14 protein-coding genes are annotated in these 15,224 nt (G+C 57.4%); 5 read left to right on the top strand and 9 right to left on the bottom strand.

What is annotated here, in order from left to right:
• Positions 1-19 precede the first annotated feature (19 nt).
• The 6 genes from galE to CORAM0001_RS00135 form a co-directional block, all read right to left on the bottom strand.
• Positions 20-1,003, bottom strand: coding sequence for a UDP-glucose 4-epimerase GalE (gene galE, locus CORAM0001_RS00160; RefSeq protein ID WP_005509402.1), 984 nt, complete (start codon positions 1,001-1,003; stop codon positions 20-22).
• Positions 1,000-1,680, bottom strand: a complete 681-nt coding sequence (locus CORAM0001_RS00155) for an iron-dependent transcriptional repressor DtxR (protein WP_005509739.1) — start codon at positions 1,678-1,680, stop codon at positions 1,000-1,002. The genes galE and CORAM0001_RS00155 overlap by 4 nt, the downstream gene beginning before the upstream one ends.
• Before the next feature lie 303 nt (positions 1,681-1,983).
• The gene (locus tag CORAM0001_RS00150) at positions 1,984-2,973 is read right to left on the bottom strand and encodes a sigma-70 family RNA polymerase sigma factor (protein ID WP_005509499.1); all 990 of its coding nucleotides are present in this window, start codon (positions 2,971-2,973) and stop codon (positions 1,984-1,986) included.
• 136 nt (positions 2,974-3,109) lie between these two features.
• Positions 3,110-3,544 carry a D-aminoacyl-tRNA deacylase gene (gene dtd / locus CORAM0001_RS00145; RefSeq protein ID WP_005509370.1) on the bottom strand — a complete coding sequence of 145 codons (435 nt, stop codon included), beginning with the start codon at positions 3,542-3,544 and terminating at the stop codon, positions 3,110-3,112.
• Positions 3,545-5,110 (bottom strand): DUF7782 domain-containing protein, encoded by a 1,566-nt coding sequence (locus tag CORAM0001_RS00140; protein WP_005509688.1) that lies wholly within the window; start codon positions 5,108-5,110, stop codon positions 3,545-3,547.
• Positions 5,111-5,148: 38 nt separating this feature from the next.
• Entirely contained in the window at positions 5,149-5,688 is a 540-nt protein-coding gene (locus CORAM0001_RS00135) for a DUF3099 domain-containing protein (RefSeq protein WP_005509610.1), read from the bottom strand.
• A 173-nt stretch (positions 5,689-5,861) separates the two neighbouring features.
• Here CORAM0001_RS00135 and CORAM0001_RS00130 point away from each other — a divergent pair, with 173 nt between their 5' ends.
• The 4 genes from CORAM0001_RS00130 (at position 5,862) to CORAM0001_RS00115 (ending at position 10,220) form a co-directional block, all read left to right on the top strand.
• A complete protein-coding gene (locus CORAM0001_RS00130) occupies positions 5,862-6,110 on the top strand; it encodes a DUF3039 domain-containing protein (RefSeq protein ID WP_005509477.1) in 249 nt (82 codons plus the stop codon).
• A complete protein-coding gene (locus CORAM0001_RS00125; RefSeq protein ID WP_005509552.1) occupies positions 6,107-7,852 on the top strand; it encodes a DEAD/DEAH box helicase in 1,746 nt (581 codons plus the stop codon). Before CORAM0001_RS00130 ends, CORAM0001_RS00125 begins: the two co-directional genes overlap by 4 nt.
• Before the next feature lie 39 nt (positions 7,853-7,891).
• Positions 7,892-8,323 (top strand): hypothetical protein, encoded by a 432-nt coding sequence (locus CORAM0001_RS00120; RefSeq protein WP_005509507.1) that lies wholly within the window; start codon positions 7,892-7,894, stop codon positions 8,321-8,323.
• 289 nt (positions 8,324-8,612) lie between these two features.
• Positions 8,613-10,220 carry an SLC13 family permease gene (locus CORAM0001_RS00115; protein ID WP_005509709.1) on the top strand — a complete coding sequence of 536 codons (1,608 nt, stop codon included), beginning with the start codon at positions 8,613-8,615 and terminating at the stop codon, positions 10,218-10,220.
• A 471-nt stretch (positions 10,221-10,691) separates the two neighbouring features.
• Here CORAM0001_RS00115 and CORAM0001_RS00110 read toward each other — a convergent pair whose 3' ends face one another.
• The gene (locus CORAM0001_RS00110; RefSeq protein ID WP_005509514.1) at positions 10,692-12,254 is read right to left on the bottom strand and encodes an RNA polymerase sigma factor; all 1,563 of its coding nucleotides are present in this window, start codon (positions 12,252-12,254) and stop codon (positions 10,692-10,694) included.
• A gap of 395 nt (positions 12,255-12,649) precedes the next feature.
• On the bottom strand, positions 12,650-13,405 hold the full coding sequence (ppgK, locus tag CORAM0001_RS00105; RefSeq protein WP_005509627.1) for a polyphosphate--glucose phosphotransferase: 756 nt from the start codon (positions 13,403-13,405) through the stop codon (positions 12,650-12,652).
• Between the two features lie 34 nt (positions 13,406-13,439).
• On the opposite strand from ppgK, the gene CORAM0001_RS00100 reads away from it, so the two are divergent.
• Positions 13,440-14,417 (top strand): inositol monophosphatase family protein, encoded by a 978-nt coding sequence (locus CORAM0001_RS00100; protein WP_100066749.1) that lies wholly within the window; start codon positions 13,440-13,442, stop codon positions 14,415-14,417.
• A 9-nt stretch (positions 14,418-14,426) separates the two neighbouring features.
• Here CORAM0001_RS00100 and CORAM0001_RS10940 read toward each other — a convergent pair whose 3' ends face one another.
• Positions 14,427-15,035, bottom strand: a complete 609-nt coding sequence (locus tag CORAM0001_RS10940; RefSeq protein WP_157752510.1) for a LytR C-terminal domain-containing protein — start codon at positions 15,033-15,035, stop codon at positions 14,427-14,429.
• Positions 15,036-15,224: the final 189 nt, after the last annotated feature.

Genomic DNA, 15,224 nt, shown 5'->3' with positions numbered 1-15,224 from the left:
GCACTCTGTGCTGCAGTGCCTAGCGGTGCGCCGAATGGGCTCGGTCGCCGAGGGCCTTGGTGTACTCCCATGCATCGGCGACGATGGTTTCCAGCTCCGTGTGATTGGGCTTCCATCCGAGCTCGTCCATGGCACGCTGAGAAGAGGCAATAAGAGTTGCCGGATCGCCGGCTCTACGCGGTGCATCCTCAGCGGGAATCGGGTGACCGGTGACCTTACGGCAGGTCTCAATAACCTGGCGAACCGAAAAGCCGTCGCCAGAACCGAGGTTAAAGATACGGTGCGTACCCGGCGTGTTGGACTCCAGTGCCAAGACGTGCGCATCGGCGAGGTCTTTGATGTGGATGTAGTCACGAACCGCGGTGCCGTCCGGAGTCGGCCAGTCATTGCCAAAGACCATAATCTTGTCGCGGTGACCGAGCGCAACCTGCAGTACCAGTGGGATGAGGTGAGTTTCCACCTCACGGTTTTCTCCAAAACCGCCCCAGGCGCCCGCCACATTGAAGTAACGCAAGCTGGTAGCGCCGATGTTGTATGCCTTGGCGTAAGACGCGATGGCGTAGTCCATGGCCAGCTTGGTGGCACCGTAAGGGTTGGTCGGCGCGGTTGGCATGTCTTCGGTAATTGGTGTCTTCTCTGGCTCACCGTAGGTTGCAGCTGTCGAAGAGAACACCAGGTTATTCGTACCGGTATCACGCATCGCGTCGAGTAGCTTCAGTGTTTGGCCCACATTGTTGTGCCAGTAGTCGGAAGGAACTTCGACGGACTCGCCAACGAGCGATTTCGCAGCGAAATGAACGACGCCGTCGAAGCTGTCGGAGGACAAAACCTCGTAGGCTTTGTCCTCCACATCACCTTCGACTAGGGTTGCGCCCTCCGGCACCGCATCACGGTTGCCAACAGAGAAGTTGTCCAGAATAGTGACGTTGTGGCCAAGAGAAATCAATACTGCCGAGCAAACGCTACCGACGTAGCCGGCACCACCAGTGACTAGGAGTTTCATTTGATAATCACCATAATCGCGTGAGATAGAGAATCCGGAATGTCAAGAGAATGATCACCGCGGGCGAGAGTTACGCGGCCGGCGGCAACCTCGGCAAGTGCCTCGTTACCCGGCATAATACCGGCCTTGTGGAGACGCTTCATGTAGCTCTGCTCGACCTGCAGGATTTCGTTAATCTGGACGATTTCAATGGTGTGTTCACCAGGGTTTAGGTCGGACAGTCGGCGAACGTTCTCTAAGGGCTCTGGTGACTGAGTCCCACCGAGGTCTTCCAAACCGGGAATCGGATTGCCGAATGGGGAACGTGTGTAAGAGTCAAGAACGTCGAGAAGTTTGCACTCGACCTCGTCACTCATTACGTGCTCCCAGCGACAGGCTTCATCGTGAACCTTGTCCCATTCGAGGCCAATGACATCCGTAAGTAGGCGCTCAGCTAGGCGGTGCTTACGCATGACAGCCGTGGCTAGCCTGCGGCCCTCGTCGGAAAGCTGCAAGCTGCGATCTGGGGCAACTACGAGAAGGCCATCGCGCTCCATGCGCGCAACGGTTTGGCTAACGGTCGGCCCCGACTGCTCAAGGCGTTCGGCAATGCGAGCACGCAAAGGAATGATGCCCTCTTCTTCGAGTTCGAAAATCGTACGTAAGTACATTTCCGTGGTGTCAACCAAATCCCTCACGGTTTTCCTCCGATAACACAGTCTTAAAAGTTTTCACTCAAGTATTAGGATAACCACACTTGCGTAAGAAAGGTGTTAGGGCTCGCAAATCCAGTGGCTTTGGTGCCGATTGGGCAGTGAAAAGCTTGGTTCCGGTGGGCGCTGCTGAGACGGAGGGAGCGTACGCGATGTCGAAAGCTTGACTTGCAGACGAAAACGCCGACCGCCAGTGTGGATGAAACTCCCGCACGGGGTCGGCATTGAAGTCCAGCTCTATCTCAGGGCTGAAATCGGGAACCCTATCGATGTCACCGCCATGTGGCGTTAGTTTGCGTACTCACGCAGCTTGTCAGCACGGTCACCCTCGCGCAGCTTGGACATAACTTCCCGCTCAATCTGTCGGACGCGCTCGCGAGACAGGCCGAAGTGGCGGCCAATCTGATCCAGCGTGCGGGGCAGGCCATCGTCGAGACCGTAGCGGAGCTTAATAACTTCCTGCTCTCGAATCTCGAGAGTGGACAGAACTTTGCGGACATCGTGGTGGCGCAGGGAAGCGACAACTGCCTCCTCGGCATCAGTTGCCTCTGAGTCCTCGATGAAGTCTCCCAGAGGGGCTTCCTCATCAGTGCCCACTGGCATGTCCAAGCTCACCGGGTCGCGGGACTGACGGAGCAGCATCTCAATCTTGGCTTCTGGAATGCCGGATTCCTCTGCCAATTCCTCATTCGTAGCCTCACGGCCGAGCTGCTGGTAGAGCTCACGCTTGATACGAGAAATCTTGTTGACCTGCTCAACCAAATGGACAGGGAGGCGAATAGTGCGCGACTGATCAGCCATGCCGCGGGTAATAGCTTGGCGAATCCACCACGTTGCGTAGGTGGAGAACTTGAAGCCCTTGGTGTAGTCGAACTTTTCCATGGCGCGGATGAGGCCCAAGTTGCCCTCCTGGATTAGATCCAGCAGCGGCATGCCGCGGTTGGTATAGCGCTTCGCCAGCGAGACCACAAGACGAAGATTGGCTTCGAGTAGGTGGGCACGTGCGGCCTTACCTTCCTTCGCCAAAATCTTGACATCACGCTTCTTTGCGCGGGTCATTTTCGCGCCGGTCTGCAGCAAATGCTCGGCGTATACGCCAGCTTCAATGCGCTTAGAAAGCTCCACCTCTTCTTCAGCGCTGAGAAGAGCAGTCTTTCCGATGCCGTTCAAATACACACGAACCAAATCGGCGGACGGGTTGGAGTTATTGCCAGTGCGGCGCCCCTTGTCCCTTGCCTGACCTTCCAGTTCGTCATTTTGAATATCGGCACTCTTCATGAATCTGCCTCCTGGATTTTTAAGTGGACTCAAAAACTACAACGCACGGAGTCATGAAAATGTTCCCGTGAAAGTTGATGAATGTCAATAGGGTAATTTTGCCATGCAAATATAATGTTAAGAAAAACTACCGTCACTAGCATTCCACGAGAACTGTAAAGGGGCCATCATTGACTGATGCGACCTCCATCATTGCCCCAAATTGTCCCGTTGCGACCGTTAAGCCACGATTTCGCAAGTTCTCGACAATTTTTTCAATGACGGGTTCGGCCTCTGGGCCCGGAGCCGCGTCTACCCATGACGGCCGCCGTCCCTTCTTCGTCGCCCCCATCAACGTGAATTGGCTAACGACGAGCACCGGGGCGCCAGCATCGACAGCGCTGAGCTCGCCATCCAGGATGCGCAGCTCCGCGATCTTGCGGGCCATCGTTTCCCAAGCATCGGCTGCGTCCGCGCGGCCAACGCCTACGAGCGCCAAAATGGCGCCGGTATCGCCTCCCTCAACGTGGCCAACAACGGAGCCGTCGACAGTGACTGACGCGGATTTAACTCGGGTAAGAACGGCTTTCATTTACTGTTTATCCTCCAAGAGCTCGGTGGGGAGAATCAGACCATGGCGAACCAGGTCAACGACGATGGGAACTAGGGCGTCCTTAATGGCAGGTACTTCGGACTCATCAAAGGCTCCAAACATTGCCATGATGTCGATGACGGAGCCCAGAGCTGCTTCGGGATGCAGCGCTCCCAGAATGGTTGCCACGGACTCATCGATTGAGTGTGTCCAGGCGGGGCCATCGGTGCGTGAGATGCGCGTATCGAACTCAGTGAAGCCCTGGCCGCTTTCGACGTCGGCAAGCGAAACGCGCTCGATGGCGACGCCGGGGCGCACAGTAAAGGCAGCTTCGAGGATGGTGTCAGGAGTTTGTGTACGAAGCCATTCGGCTCGGCCGAGATACTCCTCGGCTTCGGCGGCGAAGGGAGCACCCAAAGGCTGGGGCATTTCCTCACACACGGCGGAAGTCGGGCCTTCGATGCGCTGAACCGTGATGTAGCCAAACCCGATGCCTGTCACGCCACTGTTGCGAAAGTGCTCCAGCCAGGCACGGGAGCGTTCGCACCCCTCTGGACTGCGGGGGTCGATGGACTCGTCGCGAAGCCAGGTGCCAATGTATTCCGCCGGCGTAGCGACATCCCGTTGCGTTACCCACACTTCGAGGCCCTCAGCAGGGAGCCAAGAGGCAATACGCTGTTGCCAACTTTGGCCTTCGATATGGGCCCAAGCGCCGAGCAGATGCGCCGTGCCACAGTCGGAGAGATGGTCGGCCAGGCCGCGGATCATAAGCTCGGTGGCACCGTCCAGATTCAATCCTGAGTCACGGTAAACATGTTCCACACTTGGCAGCCCTACGACGAACGGCGGGTTGGCCACAATGCGGTCAAATTTTTGTCCTGCAACCGGTTCAAACCACGAACCTTCGAGGGCCTGCGCCTGGTCGAAACCATTTGCTGCGAAAGTAGCGCGGGCAAAAAACAGCGCCCGGGGGTGAATGTCCGTCGCGACAATCGACTTTGCATCAGGCTGGGCAAGGCTCTGGATGCCACAACCGGCACCGAGATCGAGTACGGATTCCACCGCCGAGGTCGGCGAAATATCGAGGAGGGAGCGGGAAGCCCTCCCTACGCCTAAGACATGATCGGGTCCAGGAACGTGATCGCTCATAGAGGCGTCGCGGTCGGAAAAGACAATACGGTCGGCTCCCGCAATCTCGACCGGGCGCACATCGATACACACCTGTGCGTCGGTGGCGGTGCCGGCAAGTATGCCGCTGTCCAGCAACTTGGCTGTCAGTTCAGCCCCAAATAGCTGCTCTGCGTCGGCGAAGTCGCCCAGGATGAGAAGACGCAACGCGGTCACGGTATCCGCAGAAACGCCCGCAGTCTCGGTAAGCAGAATATCGACAACACCGGGCTCACCGCGGTCCAGCGCGGCCAACCCTTCGGCTCCTAGGACTCGGCGCAGTGACTCGCTGGAAAACTCAAGGCGCCTGAGCGCGGTGGCGAATTCCTCCGCGCAGTCGACAAATGCACGAAGCTGCTGATCAGTCGGTGGGGTGAAAGTGGAGGGGGAAAAGGTCATCGTAGGCACTACCTTCGTCGTAAAGCGGGGCGGAGGGGCTAGTTAGGGGAGCTTGACGACGGATCGTCTTCTTCCGGCATATCGATGACATTTGCGTCATCGAAGGAGGTTGAGATGGTCTCGTTTCCAGACTGCGGCGGTGCGTCGGTGTCTTCGGTACTGGCGGCAGAACTGAGAGCGCGCATCTCCGCTTCCTTGAGGGCGCGCTGGCGCTGCTGCTCCTCCCACTTGCGGTTTTGCTCGCGTACAACTCCCGGCTTGTAGACGCGCGGCTTACGTTTGTCAGCGGGTTCTCCGACGCCATTGGCGATGACAACCGCAATCCACGGCATCGGTACGGAGACAACCATGAGAATCGCCGCGATCCACGGCACATCCCACCACAGATAAAAAGCGCCGGAAAGAAGCAGCAGCGGTATGCGAGACCATTGCAGGGCCGCGTAGACGTGGCGGCGGTGGTCATAGTTGCGAATCCGAGAGCCGCGGGCGTCGGTAATCAACGCCGCGTCTTTCTTGCGTCGCCGGGAACTTCCGCGTTTCGGCAGCGCGGAGTCGCGACGGTCATTGATTCGCGCCATGGTTGTCTAGCATACGCCTGTGGCGTGGGGTCGTCTCAATGGCTATGCCCGTTGCAGCCGCATGCTCGCGTAGTCGTAGCGATGTTGTGGATGGTTGTGGAAGTCAGCAGTCAGCAGCGGCCAGCACCTGGGTCGCTAGGCATAATTTGACCGATGGGGCACAATTGGAATCTGTGAGCACTCCATTGAAGACGACAAAGACGATTGAACGCACCGATACCCGCGTCGATGAGTCGACGAGGGACGACACTCCGAAGTTCTTCCATTACGTCAAGAAGGACCAGATCGTGAACTCCGCGGTCAACGGCTCCTACGTCGTTGCTCTGTGCGGTGAAACCTTCCCGGTGAAGAAGTCGGCGAAGCCGGGTTCACCGGTATGCCCTGACTGCGAGCGGATTTACAAGTCCCTGCGTCGCAAGTGAGCGGGCTTCGTAAATGGCAGCAGGAGGCCCTCGACAAATACCTGGCGACTAACCCGAAGGACTTCCTTGCAGTGGCGACACCGGGCGCAGGTAAGACGACCTTCGCCCTGCGTATCGCCAGTGAGTTGCTGTCGCGCCGGATTGTCGAGCGCATTATCGTTGTAGTTCCCACTGAGCACCTGAAGGTGCAGTGGGCTGCCTCCGCTGCTCGTTCGGGGATTGCGTTGGATCCCAAATTCTCCAACGCGAAGGGCGTGGTAAACCCCTCCTACCAGGGAATTGTTGTGACCTACGCCCAAGTCGCAGTGCATCCGTTTAAGCACCATGCCGTAGCCACCGCTCGGCCGACATTGGTGATTTTGGACGAGGTACACCACGGTGGCGATGCCAAGAGCTGGGGCGACGGTATTTCCGAAGCTTACGGCGATGTCGAACGCCGCCTGTGCCTAACTGGTACGCCGTTCCGCTCCGATGACGCGGCGATTCCGTTTGTTCGCTACTCGCCGGACGGCGATGGTTACTCGCGTTCTGTCGCTGATTACACGTACGGCTATTCCAATGCGCTTGCCGACGGCGTCGTCCGCCCGGTAGTCTTTCTGGCTTATTCCGGTGAAGCCCGCTGGCGTGATAGTGCGGGCGATGAGTTTGCTGCGCGTCTGGGCACCGTGATGAGTCCAGAGGAGACTACGCGAGCCTGGCGCACCGCGCTCGACCCAAAGGGCGAGTGGATGCCATCTGTGCTGCGGGCAGCGCACACCCGTCTCTCGCAGATGAGGCAGCATATCCCGGACGCGGGTGGCCTGGTTATCGCCTCCGATGCGGCAACTGCTCGTGCGTACAAACGCATTCTCGAGCAGATTGCCTCCACGCCGGTGGCTCTAGTGCTCTCGGATGAACCGGGCTCGTCGGAGCGAATTAAGACGTTCTCTGAGTCCACCGATGAGTGGATGGTGGCAGTGCGCATGGTCTCCGAAGGTGTTGACGTGCCGCGACTGGCCGTCGGCGTCTACGCGACCAGCTCCTCGACACCGCTATTCTTTGCGCAGGCTATCGGACGATTCGTGCGAAGCCGCATGCCAGGGGAGACGGCTTCTGTCTTTCTGCCGTCGATTCCGGTGTTGCTTGATTTGGCTTCGCAGATGGAGGTGCAACGCAACCACGTGCTCGGCAAGCCGGACCGCCCTTCGGAAGGGTGGGAAGACGATTTGGTCGCCGAGGCCAATCGTCGCAAGGACGAGCCTGACGAGCTACTACCTGCCTACGAATCCATCGGTGCGGATGCCGAACTCGACTACCTGATTTACGATGGTTCCTCCTATGGCACCGCAACCATCGCCGGTTCCGCCGAAGAGGCCGACTATCTGGGGTTGCCAGGGCTTCTCGACGCCGACCAGATGAGACTCTTGCTGCGTCAGCGACAGGATGAACAGCTTAAAGCCGCCAGTGCCCGAGAGAAGGAAGCCCGCGAGGAGGCGAGGGAATCGTCGTCAAGCGGAGGCGAAGGCGGCGCGGTGCACCGCATTGAGGGATCGGCGTACCCGAGGCCGCAGAAGGTGGCCAGTGAGGTGTTGCCGAAGTTGCGGAAGGAGCTCAATACGCTGGTGTCGATGACAGCGGCGCGAACCGGTAAGCCGCATGGTCAGGTGCATAATGAGGTTCGGCGCGCCTGTGGTGGCCCGCCGACTGCGCTGTGTACGGAGGAACAGTTGCGTGATCGCATTAGCTACCTGCGTAATTGGTAGGGTTTCAAGCGAACTGAGCAATCTATGGTGGAGAGAAGAATGTCGGCAAGCAGTGATAAGTCGAGGCCCTCGGAATTGACCGTCGGTGGTTTGTCGGCCGTGCCAGGCAATGACGGTCGGACTATTGGCGTGCTGGCACTGATCTTTGGCGTCGGCGGACTCTTGATGTCCTGGATGATTGTTGGTGGCATCCTCGGAGTCTTTGGCATTGTTCTGGGCATCATCGCGATGGCGAAGGCAATGAGCGTGAAAAAGCGCGTGCAGGCCGCTGGGGGAGAAGCGGCTATTAGCGGTTCGTTCGGGCTGGGGATTGTCGGCATTGTGACGGGTATCGCTGCCGTCGTGGTGTCTTTGATGTTGTACGCCTCGACATCCGATGCCATGTCTAAGTGCGAGAAGTACGAGCGTACGACGGCGGAGTATGCCGAGTGTATTTCTAAGCAGATGGGCACTGACCAGCCGAAGGATTAGTAGTAGCAATAGCGGTTGCGATTGAGATTCACAGTGCGGTCCCAGTAACACTATCGGCCGCCGCTAAAGGCACAATCGCGAAAAAGAGTAACCCCGCAAATTACCCCCGAAGTCCAACTGCCTGCAGTTTCAACCGGGGGTTTCTTAGTGAAATCTCATATTTGGCCGAGTGTTGGTAATGATATTGGTGTCAGAAAGTACCCACATTTGGCATCCCCTACATGCGGTAAACGTTTGAACATACGTGCAATACAGGATGTCTGCTGATTATTAAATAGGAGCGTGAATCGTGGCAGCGACATCTACGCGCGACAACTCCCCGGAACTGTCACCTGGCCAACAAGATCGTGGTTACCTCAGCCGGGAGCTTTTTCGTAAGCGCACCGGTCTAGGACTCGGTATCATCCTGTCCTTGCTGGTGTACTTCTTTATGCCGGCTGAGCTCGATCACAACCTGCGTGCAACCGCAGGTGTAGCAGTGCTTATGGCCGTGTGGTGGATGTCCGAGGCTATCCCGATTGCCGTTACGGCTCTGCTGCCGCTGGCGCTATTCCCGATTCTCAACCTCGCGGAGATTAAGGATTTCTCGGGCAAGTACACAGACCCGACCATCTTCCTCTTTATGGGCGGCTTCCTGTTGGCCTTGGCGATGCAGCGTTGGAACCTACACAAGCGTGTCGCATTGTGGGTCCTGGTGTTCATGGGGTCGTCACCAAAGATGCTGATTCTGGGCTTCATGGTGGCTACTGGCTTCCTCTCGATGTGGGTATCTAACACGGCTACAGCCGTGATGATGCTGCCAATCGGTGTGTCCGTCCTGAGCCTGATTGTCCGAATGCTGCACGATGAGAAAGTTGCTGCAGAGGATGCGGGATCTGCGAGTGAATCGGTCGCCGAAACCCCCGGTGGGGATGCGCTGGAGGAGGCCGAGGAGTCGTCGTCAAGCTATGACCCGATGCCAAAGTCGAACTTCGGTATCGCGCTGATGCTGGGTATCGCCTACGCGGCATCGATTGGTTCGCTGGGCACGATTATCGGTACTCCGCCGAACGCGATGCTGGCGGCCTACATGGCGGAGCAAGGTGTCAACATTGGGTTCGGCCAGTGGATGCTACTGGGTGTCCCGGTGGCGGTTGTGCTCATGCTCTGTGCATGGTTCCTGCTGACAAGTGTTCTGTTTAAGCCGGAGATTACGCATATTCCAGGTGGGCGCGAACTCATGCGTGAAGAGCTGAAGCGCCTTGGCCGTATGTCGGCTGGTGAGCGTCGCGTACTCATGGTATTTATCGCGGCTGCGCTGGCGTGGGTCTTTGTTCCGGTGCTGCTGCCCGACACCAAGATTGTCGATGCGGTTATCGCAATGACCGTGGGTATTGCGCTGTTCATTATTCCGGGCGGTCCTGATGGCGTGAAGCTCATGCGCTGGGAAAATGCGTTGGAGCTACCGTGGGGTGTGCTGCTGCTGTTCGGTGGTGGCCTGGCGCTGTCCTCGCAGTTCGGTGCCTCTGGGCTGTCGGACTGGATTGGCGAACAGCTGTCTACCCTCGGCTGGATGCCAGTGGCGGCACTCGTGGTTGTCGTCGGCGCCGTTGTGCTGTTCCTGACCGAGTTCACCTCGAACACCGCGACGGCCGCGACCTTCCTGCCGCTGGTTGGTGCAATGGCAATCGGCCTGGGCCACGACCAGATGATCTTCGCAGTTCCGGTTGCTCTGGCGGCTACTTCGGCATTCATGATGCCGGTTGCAACGCCGCCGAACGCCATCGCCTACGGCTCCGGCTATGTCAGCATGGACAACATGGTCAAGGCCGGTGTCTGGCTGAACATCATCGCACTGATTGTGATTTCGGTGGCTTCGCTGACCCTGCTGCAGTGGGTATTCGGCGTCGTGTACTAGTGCCCGCAGACGCGATTTATGATTGCCTTGTGGAATGCCTACAGTTCACCGGAGGCGAAGTGCCCGATGAGCTGTTCGCAATTGTTCGTGAAAACATTCGTTTGGTAGGGACAGACGAATACAGCATTGAGCTTGCTGATTTTGTTGGCGCTCCATGGGACTGTTTCGCCTAGTGTTGCTTAGATTCCCCCTCGCCCCGTTCCACTGTGGTGGTTCGGGGCTTTGGGCTGCAAATGTGAAACTGTGTGAGGTTATAGCACTTTCATGCCATTTTTCCGCCCATTTTTGACATAAGCGCAGTCAGTAACTCGCACCTGCTCACCGCCACCAGCCATAAGCGCAGTCATTAACCCGCTGGCCCTGACCCTAGCCCCCCTTAAAGAGAATCGGGCCCGAATAAGGTGTGTAACCTCATTCAAGCCCGATTCTCTGGGTCTAGCTGTTAGCTCACTAACACGCCAAGTGAAAGCGTTACTCCAAGTAGTCGCGCAGAACCTGCGAACGCGATGGGTGACGCAGCTTGGACATCGTCTTGGACTCAATCTGACGGATGCGCTCGCGTGTCACACCGTAGACCTGACCAATCTCGTCCAGCGTACGTGGCATGCCGTCGGTAAGGCCGAAGCGCAGGCGGACGACTCCGGCTTCGCGTTCGGAGAGTGTCTCCAGAACGTCGCCAAGCTGGTCCTGGAGGAGCGTGAAGCTAACGGCATCCACGGCGATGACTGCCTCGGAGTCCTCAATGAAGTCACCGAGCTGGGAGTCGCCCTCGTCACCGATGGTCTGGTCCAGCGAAATCGGCTCACGAGCGTACTGCTGAATCTCGAGAACCTTTTCCTCGGTGATATCCATTTCCTTAGCGAGCTCTTCCGGAGTGGGCTCGCGGCCCAAATCCTGGAGCAGCTCACGCTGGATACGGCCGAGCTTATTAATGACCTCGACCATGTGAACCGGAATACGAATGGTTCGAGCCTGGTCGGCCATTGCACGAGTAATGGCCTGGCGAATCCACCACGTTGCGTACGTGGAGAACTTGTAGCCCTTGGTGTAGTCGAACTTCTCGACTGCACGGATCAGGCCGAGGTTGCCCTCCTGAATCAAGTCTAGGAAAGCCATGCCACGGCCGGTGTAACGCTTTGCCAGGGACACCACAAGACGGAGGTTGGCCTCGAGCAGGTGATTCTTGGCGCGCTGACCGTCGCGAGAAATCTCGCGCAAGTCGCGCTTCTGAGCGTAGGCGATGCGCTCGCCGGCCTGCTTGGCCTCGTCAATCTTGTACTGCGCGTACAGACCGGCCTCGATACGCTTAGCCAGGCTGACCTCTTCCTCTGCAGTCAGCAGCGCGACCTTACCAATCTGCTTGAGGTAGGCGCGGACAGAGTCAGCGGAGGCGGTGAGGGCAGCATCCTTGCGGGCCTGACGCAGACGAGCGGACTCGTCCTCGTTCCAGACCTCGTCGCCCTCGTCCTCTTCATCCTCGTCTTCGTTTTCGTCCTCGTCGTCCCCTTCTTCATCGTCGTCGAGGTCGTCATCTTCGAGGTCGTCATCATCCAGATCGTCGTGAAGATCATCGTCTTCGAGATCATCATCCAGATCCGGGTCGTAGTCCCGCTCCTGCTCCAAGTCGTGGTCGAGTTCCTCGTCCTCGAGCTCTTCGTTCTCAGTTGCGTCGAGAGCCTGCGCGTCCTTCGCCTTCGCTGCAGCAGCCTTGGCCGCGGTGGCCTTCGCAGCCGTTGTCCGCTTAGTTGCCTTCTTGGCGGCGGCCTTACGTGTGGTCTTTTTAGCGACCGACTTCTTAGCCGCTTTCTTCACGGTCTTCTTGGCCGCTGCCTTCTTAGCGGTCGCCTTTTTCGCCGCAGCCTTGGTAGCAGCTGTCTTTTTGGCAGCAGTTTTCTTCGCGGCAGTCTTCTTTGCCGCAGTCTTCTTCACTGCCTTCTTGATGGCCTTCTTTACAGCCTTCTTTGCAGGAGTAGCTGAACCGGTGCCACTCCCGGTGGATTGGTCCTGAGCTTGCCCCAGTTCGTTGCCTGCCACGAACGCCCTTTCACGATGTACGTTGTGTGCGCCGCCAAAGCCGCCGCCAGCTTCTCTCGGTCAGAGAGAAGCTCAACGCGCCAGTGGTGCGCCTTTACTTCGTCTATAGCCAGCTAGCCGAATGGAAAACATTCAGAGCTGACCATTTCGTGCCACGGTCATCAGTGTTGCTTTTCTGGCTCCTAGCGAAGAAGTAATCGGTGAAATTCTCATCGAAGCAGTGCGCTTGAATTCGATCTTCCCAATCCTCCTCGAGCCTGTTGATTATTCAACCGTGCCGTGAGTCAACTTCTTATTGTAAACCAATTCTGAAAATCGCCGCCACGGGGCATGGCTTCAACCACGTGTCTCACCCGCCACGAAGCGACCAATCCCCGTATAAGAAATGAAACTGCTTAAGGGTAAATCCCCTGGTCAGCAGCAAAGGCGGCGCCAGCGATGCCCGCATTATTGTCCAAACTTGCGGGGACAACTGGAGTCTTACATGTCAACAGCGGAATCCACTTTTCATGTTCGCGACTGATTCCGCCACCGACGATAATCCGTGACGGCCAAAACAGCGCCTCGTAGGTCTTAAGCACCTTGCTCACGCGCTCAGCCCACTCTTCGAAGCCGAGCCCCTCCACATCCTTAACTCTTGCGGATGCAAAGTGCTCGGCCTCCATGCCATCAATGATGAGGTGGCCTAACTCCGAATTGGGGTATAGCAATCCGTCATGAATAAGCGCGGAGCCGATACCGGTACCAAAAGTTAGCAACAAGACGGCGCCAGTCTTATTGCCCGGATCGCCAAACTGGACTTCAGCGAGGCCGGCAGCGTCAGCGTCGTTAAGCACGTGCGCCTTGTTGTTGGGCAGGTGCTTAGCGAAGAGTTCTTGGCAGTTCGTATTAACCCAAGAACCGTCAATATTGGCGGCCAGCAAGGCAATCTGATTCTGTACGACGGACGGAATCGTGATGCCGACATCGGAATCCCACTGCGCAATGTCCACAATTTCTGCAATGGTCTTCGCAACTGCTTCCGGAGTTGCCGGCTGTGGCGTGAAAATCTTAATGCGGTCGCCAATAAGCTGCCCAGTATCAAGATCCACGCGGCCCCCCTTGATTCCAGAGCCTCCGACGTCGATGCCAAATCCAATTCGTTGTCCCATAGCTCAAATTGTACGAAACAGACACAATGGGGGCATGAGCAATAACTCGCATGGCACCGAACAACTCGCTAACAGCGCGGATAGCAGGGGGTCTGCTGCACCGAATAGCCCCGGGTCCGTGCGGCCCAGCGTCAGGGAATTGCGTGACCGCGCGGTACTTATCGCCCGCGCAGCCGCGGCGCACATCGCCAGTCGTCGGGTCGAACTCGGCTCCGATGGCGTTTTAGCAAGTTCCGAAACGAAGTCCTCAGCTGTGGACCCTGTCACCGTCGTCGACCGTGAATCTGAGGAGCTCATTCGTTCGCTCATCAAGGCGTTTAGCAGCTCCGACCGTATTTTGGGCGAAGAAGGCGGGCTTGACGACGGCGCGGGCTCTCAAGCGCAAACTACTGACGCGCCCGAACCAGTGACCTGGATTGTAGACCCCATCGATGGCACCGTGAATTTCCTCTACGGACTGCCCAATTTTGCTGTGAGTATCGCCTGCGCCGTAGGCGATGAGGTAGTGGCGGGTGCAGTGGCAAATGTGTACTCGGGAGAGATTTACTGTGCCGCAAAGGGAGAGGGTGCTCAGGTTTCTCGGCGGGACGGCACTGTGCAGGCGCTTAGCTGTTCCCCAACCACCGAGCTGGAAAAAACACTTGTGGCAACAGGATTCAGCTATTCCGCTAGTCTCCGGCAGGTGCAGGGTCGGATAGCGTCGCAGTTGTTGGGGGAGTGTCGAGATATTCGGCGCATGGGATCGGCGGCGCTTGACTTGTGCATGGTGGCACACGGCCGTGTTGATGCGTATTACGAACACGACATCAAGATTTGGGACTATGCAGCAGGTGCTCTGATTGCGGCTGAAGCAGGCGCAAGGATTAGGATTCCGGAATTCAGTGAGTGTGCCAACGCTGCTGGCCGGCCGGAGGGAGACCCGCTCAACTTCGGTGTCGGTGCGGCGAACCCTGAAGTTGCCGATGCGTTCTACGAGGCATTGGATGGTGCTATCTCGAAGGCTAGGAATTAGTGCGTCGGTCTAGGAGCAGGTGCTCGAGCCTAACGAGCTCAACCCCTCTAGGTCGGCTTGTTCGCCACGGTTCAATGCGGACAACGTTTCCTCAACCTGGCTGGCTACTTCGAGGTCCTTAAACCCCTTACCCAACGACACATCGACGGTTGCATCCGGCCGACCATCGTGGATGAGCTCAAAACAGGGGAAAAGAGCGTGAAGCGCTGCGGCGTGGCCATTGAACTGTTCGCCATAACGCAACTGGCCGAAGCAGCCGAGGTCTTGGTTTTCCACAATAGGGTCGTTGCCGTAGGGAACCTGCTCATCGAGAACAAAATCGAGCTGCCGCAATTGCTCGGCGACGGTTGTAGCCTGGCCGACTTTGCCGTTGGCGTTATAGACGCGCACATGAACATCCGACGGTGGAACGACGTGTTCTCCGATTAGCGTGGTGGAGGAAACAGGGGTGCCAGCTGTGGGGAGGGAACAGGGGACCGGATAACTGGCCGGTTGGCTGCGGAATGCCAATACCCACGACGTAGCGGCAATCACTACAGCAACTACGGAAACCACCACGTAGGGAACAATTTTTCGTCGATGTGATGCGCTCGAAGTGCTCGCAGGGCCTGAACTCATAGCCATCATGTTATCGTCTCCACGTCTAATAGGCATAGAAACCTATTCTGACCTATAGAAACCTATTCTGACCTGCAGAGATGACAGATTGCGTGAATTGCCTTAATATCCGCTGAGAAAGGCACTGGAGAGTACAGGGTGTCAATCGTCTCAACGCGTTGTATTCTCCGAGAAAAAGTCAGTTCACAA

This window comes from Corynebacterium amycolatum SK46 (assembly GCF_000173655.1).
Classification (GTDB): domain Bacteria; phylum Actinomycetota; class Actinomycetes; order Mycobacteriales; family Mycobacteriaceae; genus Corynebacterium; species Corynebacterium amycolatum_A.
The sequence above is the reverse complement of the archived record's forward strand: the minus strand, read 5'-3'. Positions and strand labels throughout refer to the sequence as shown.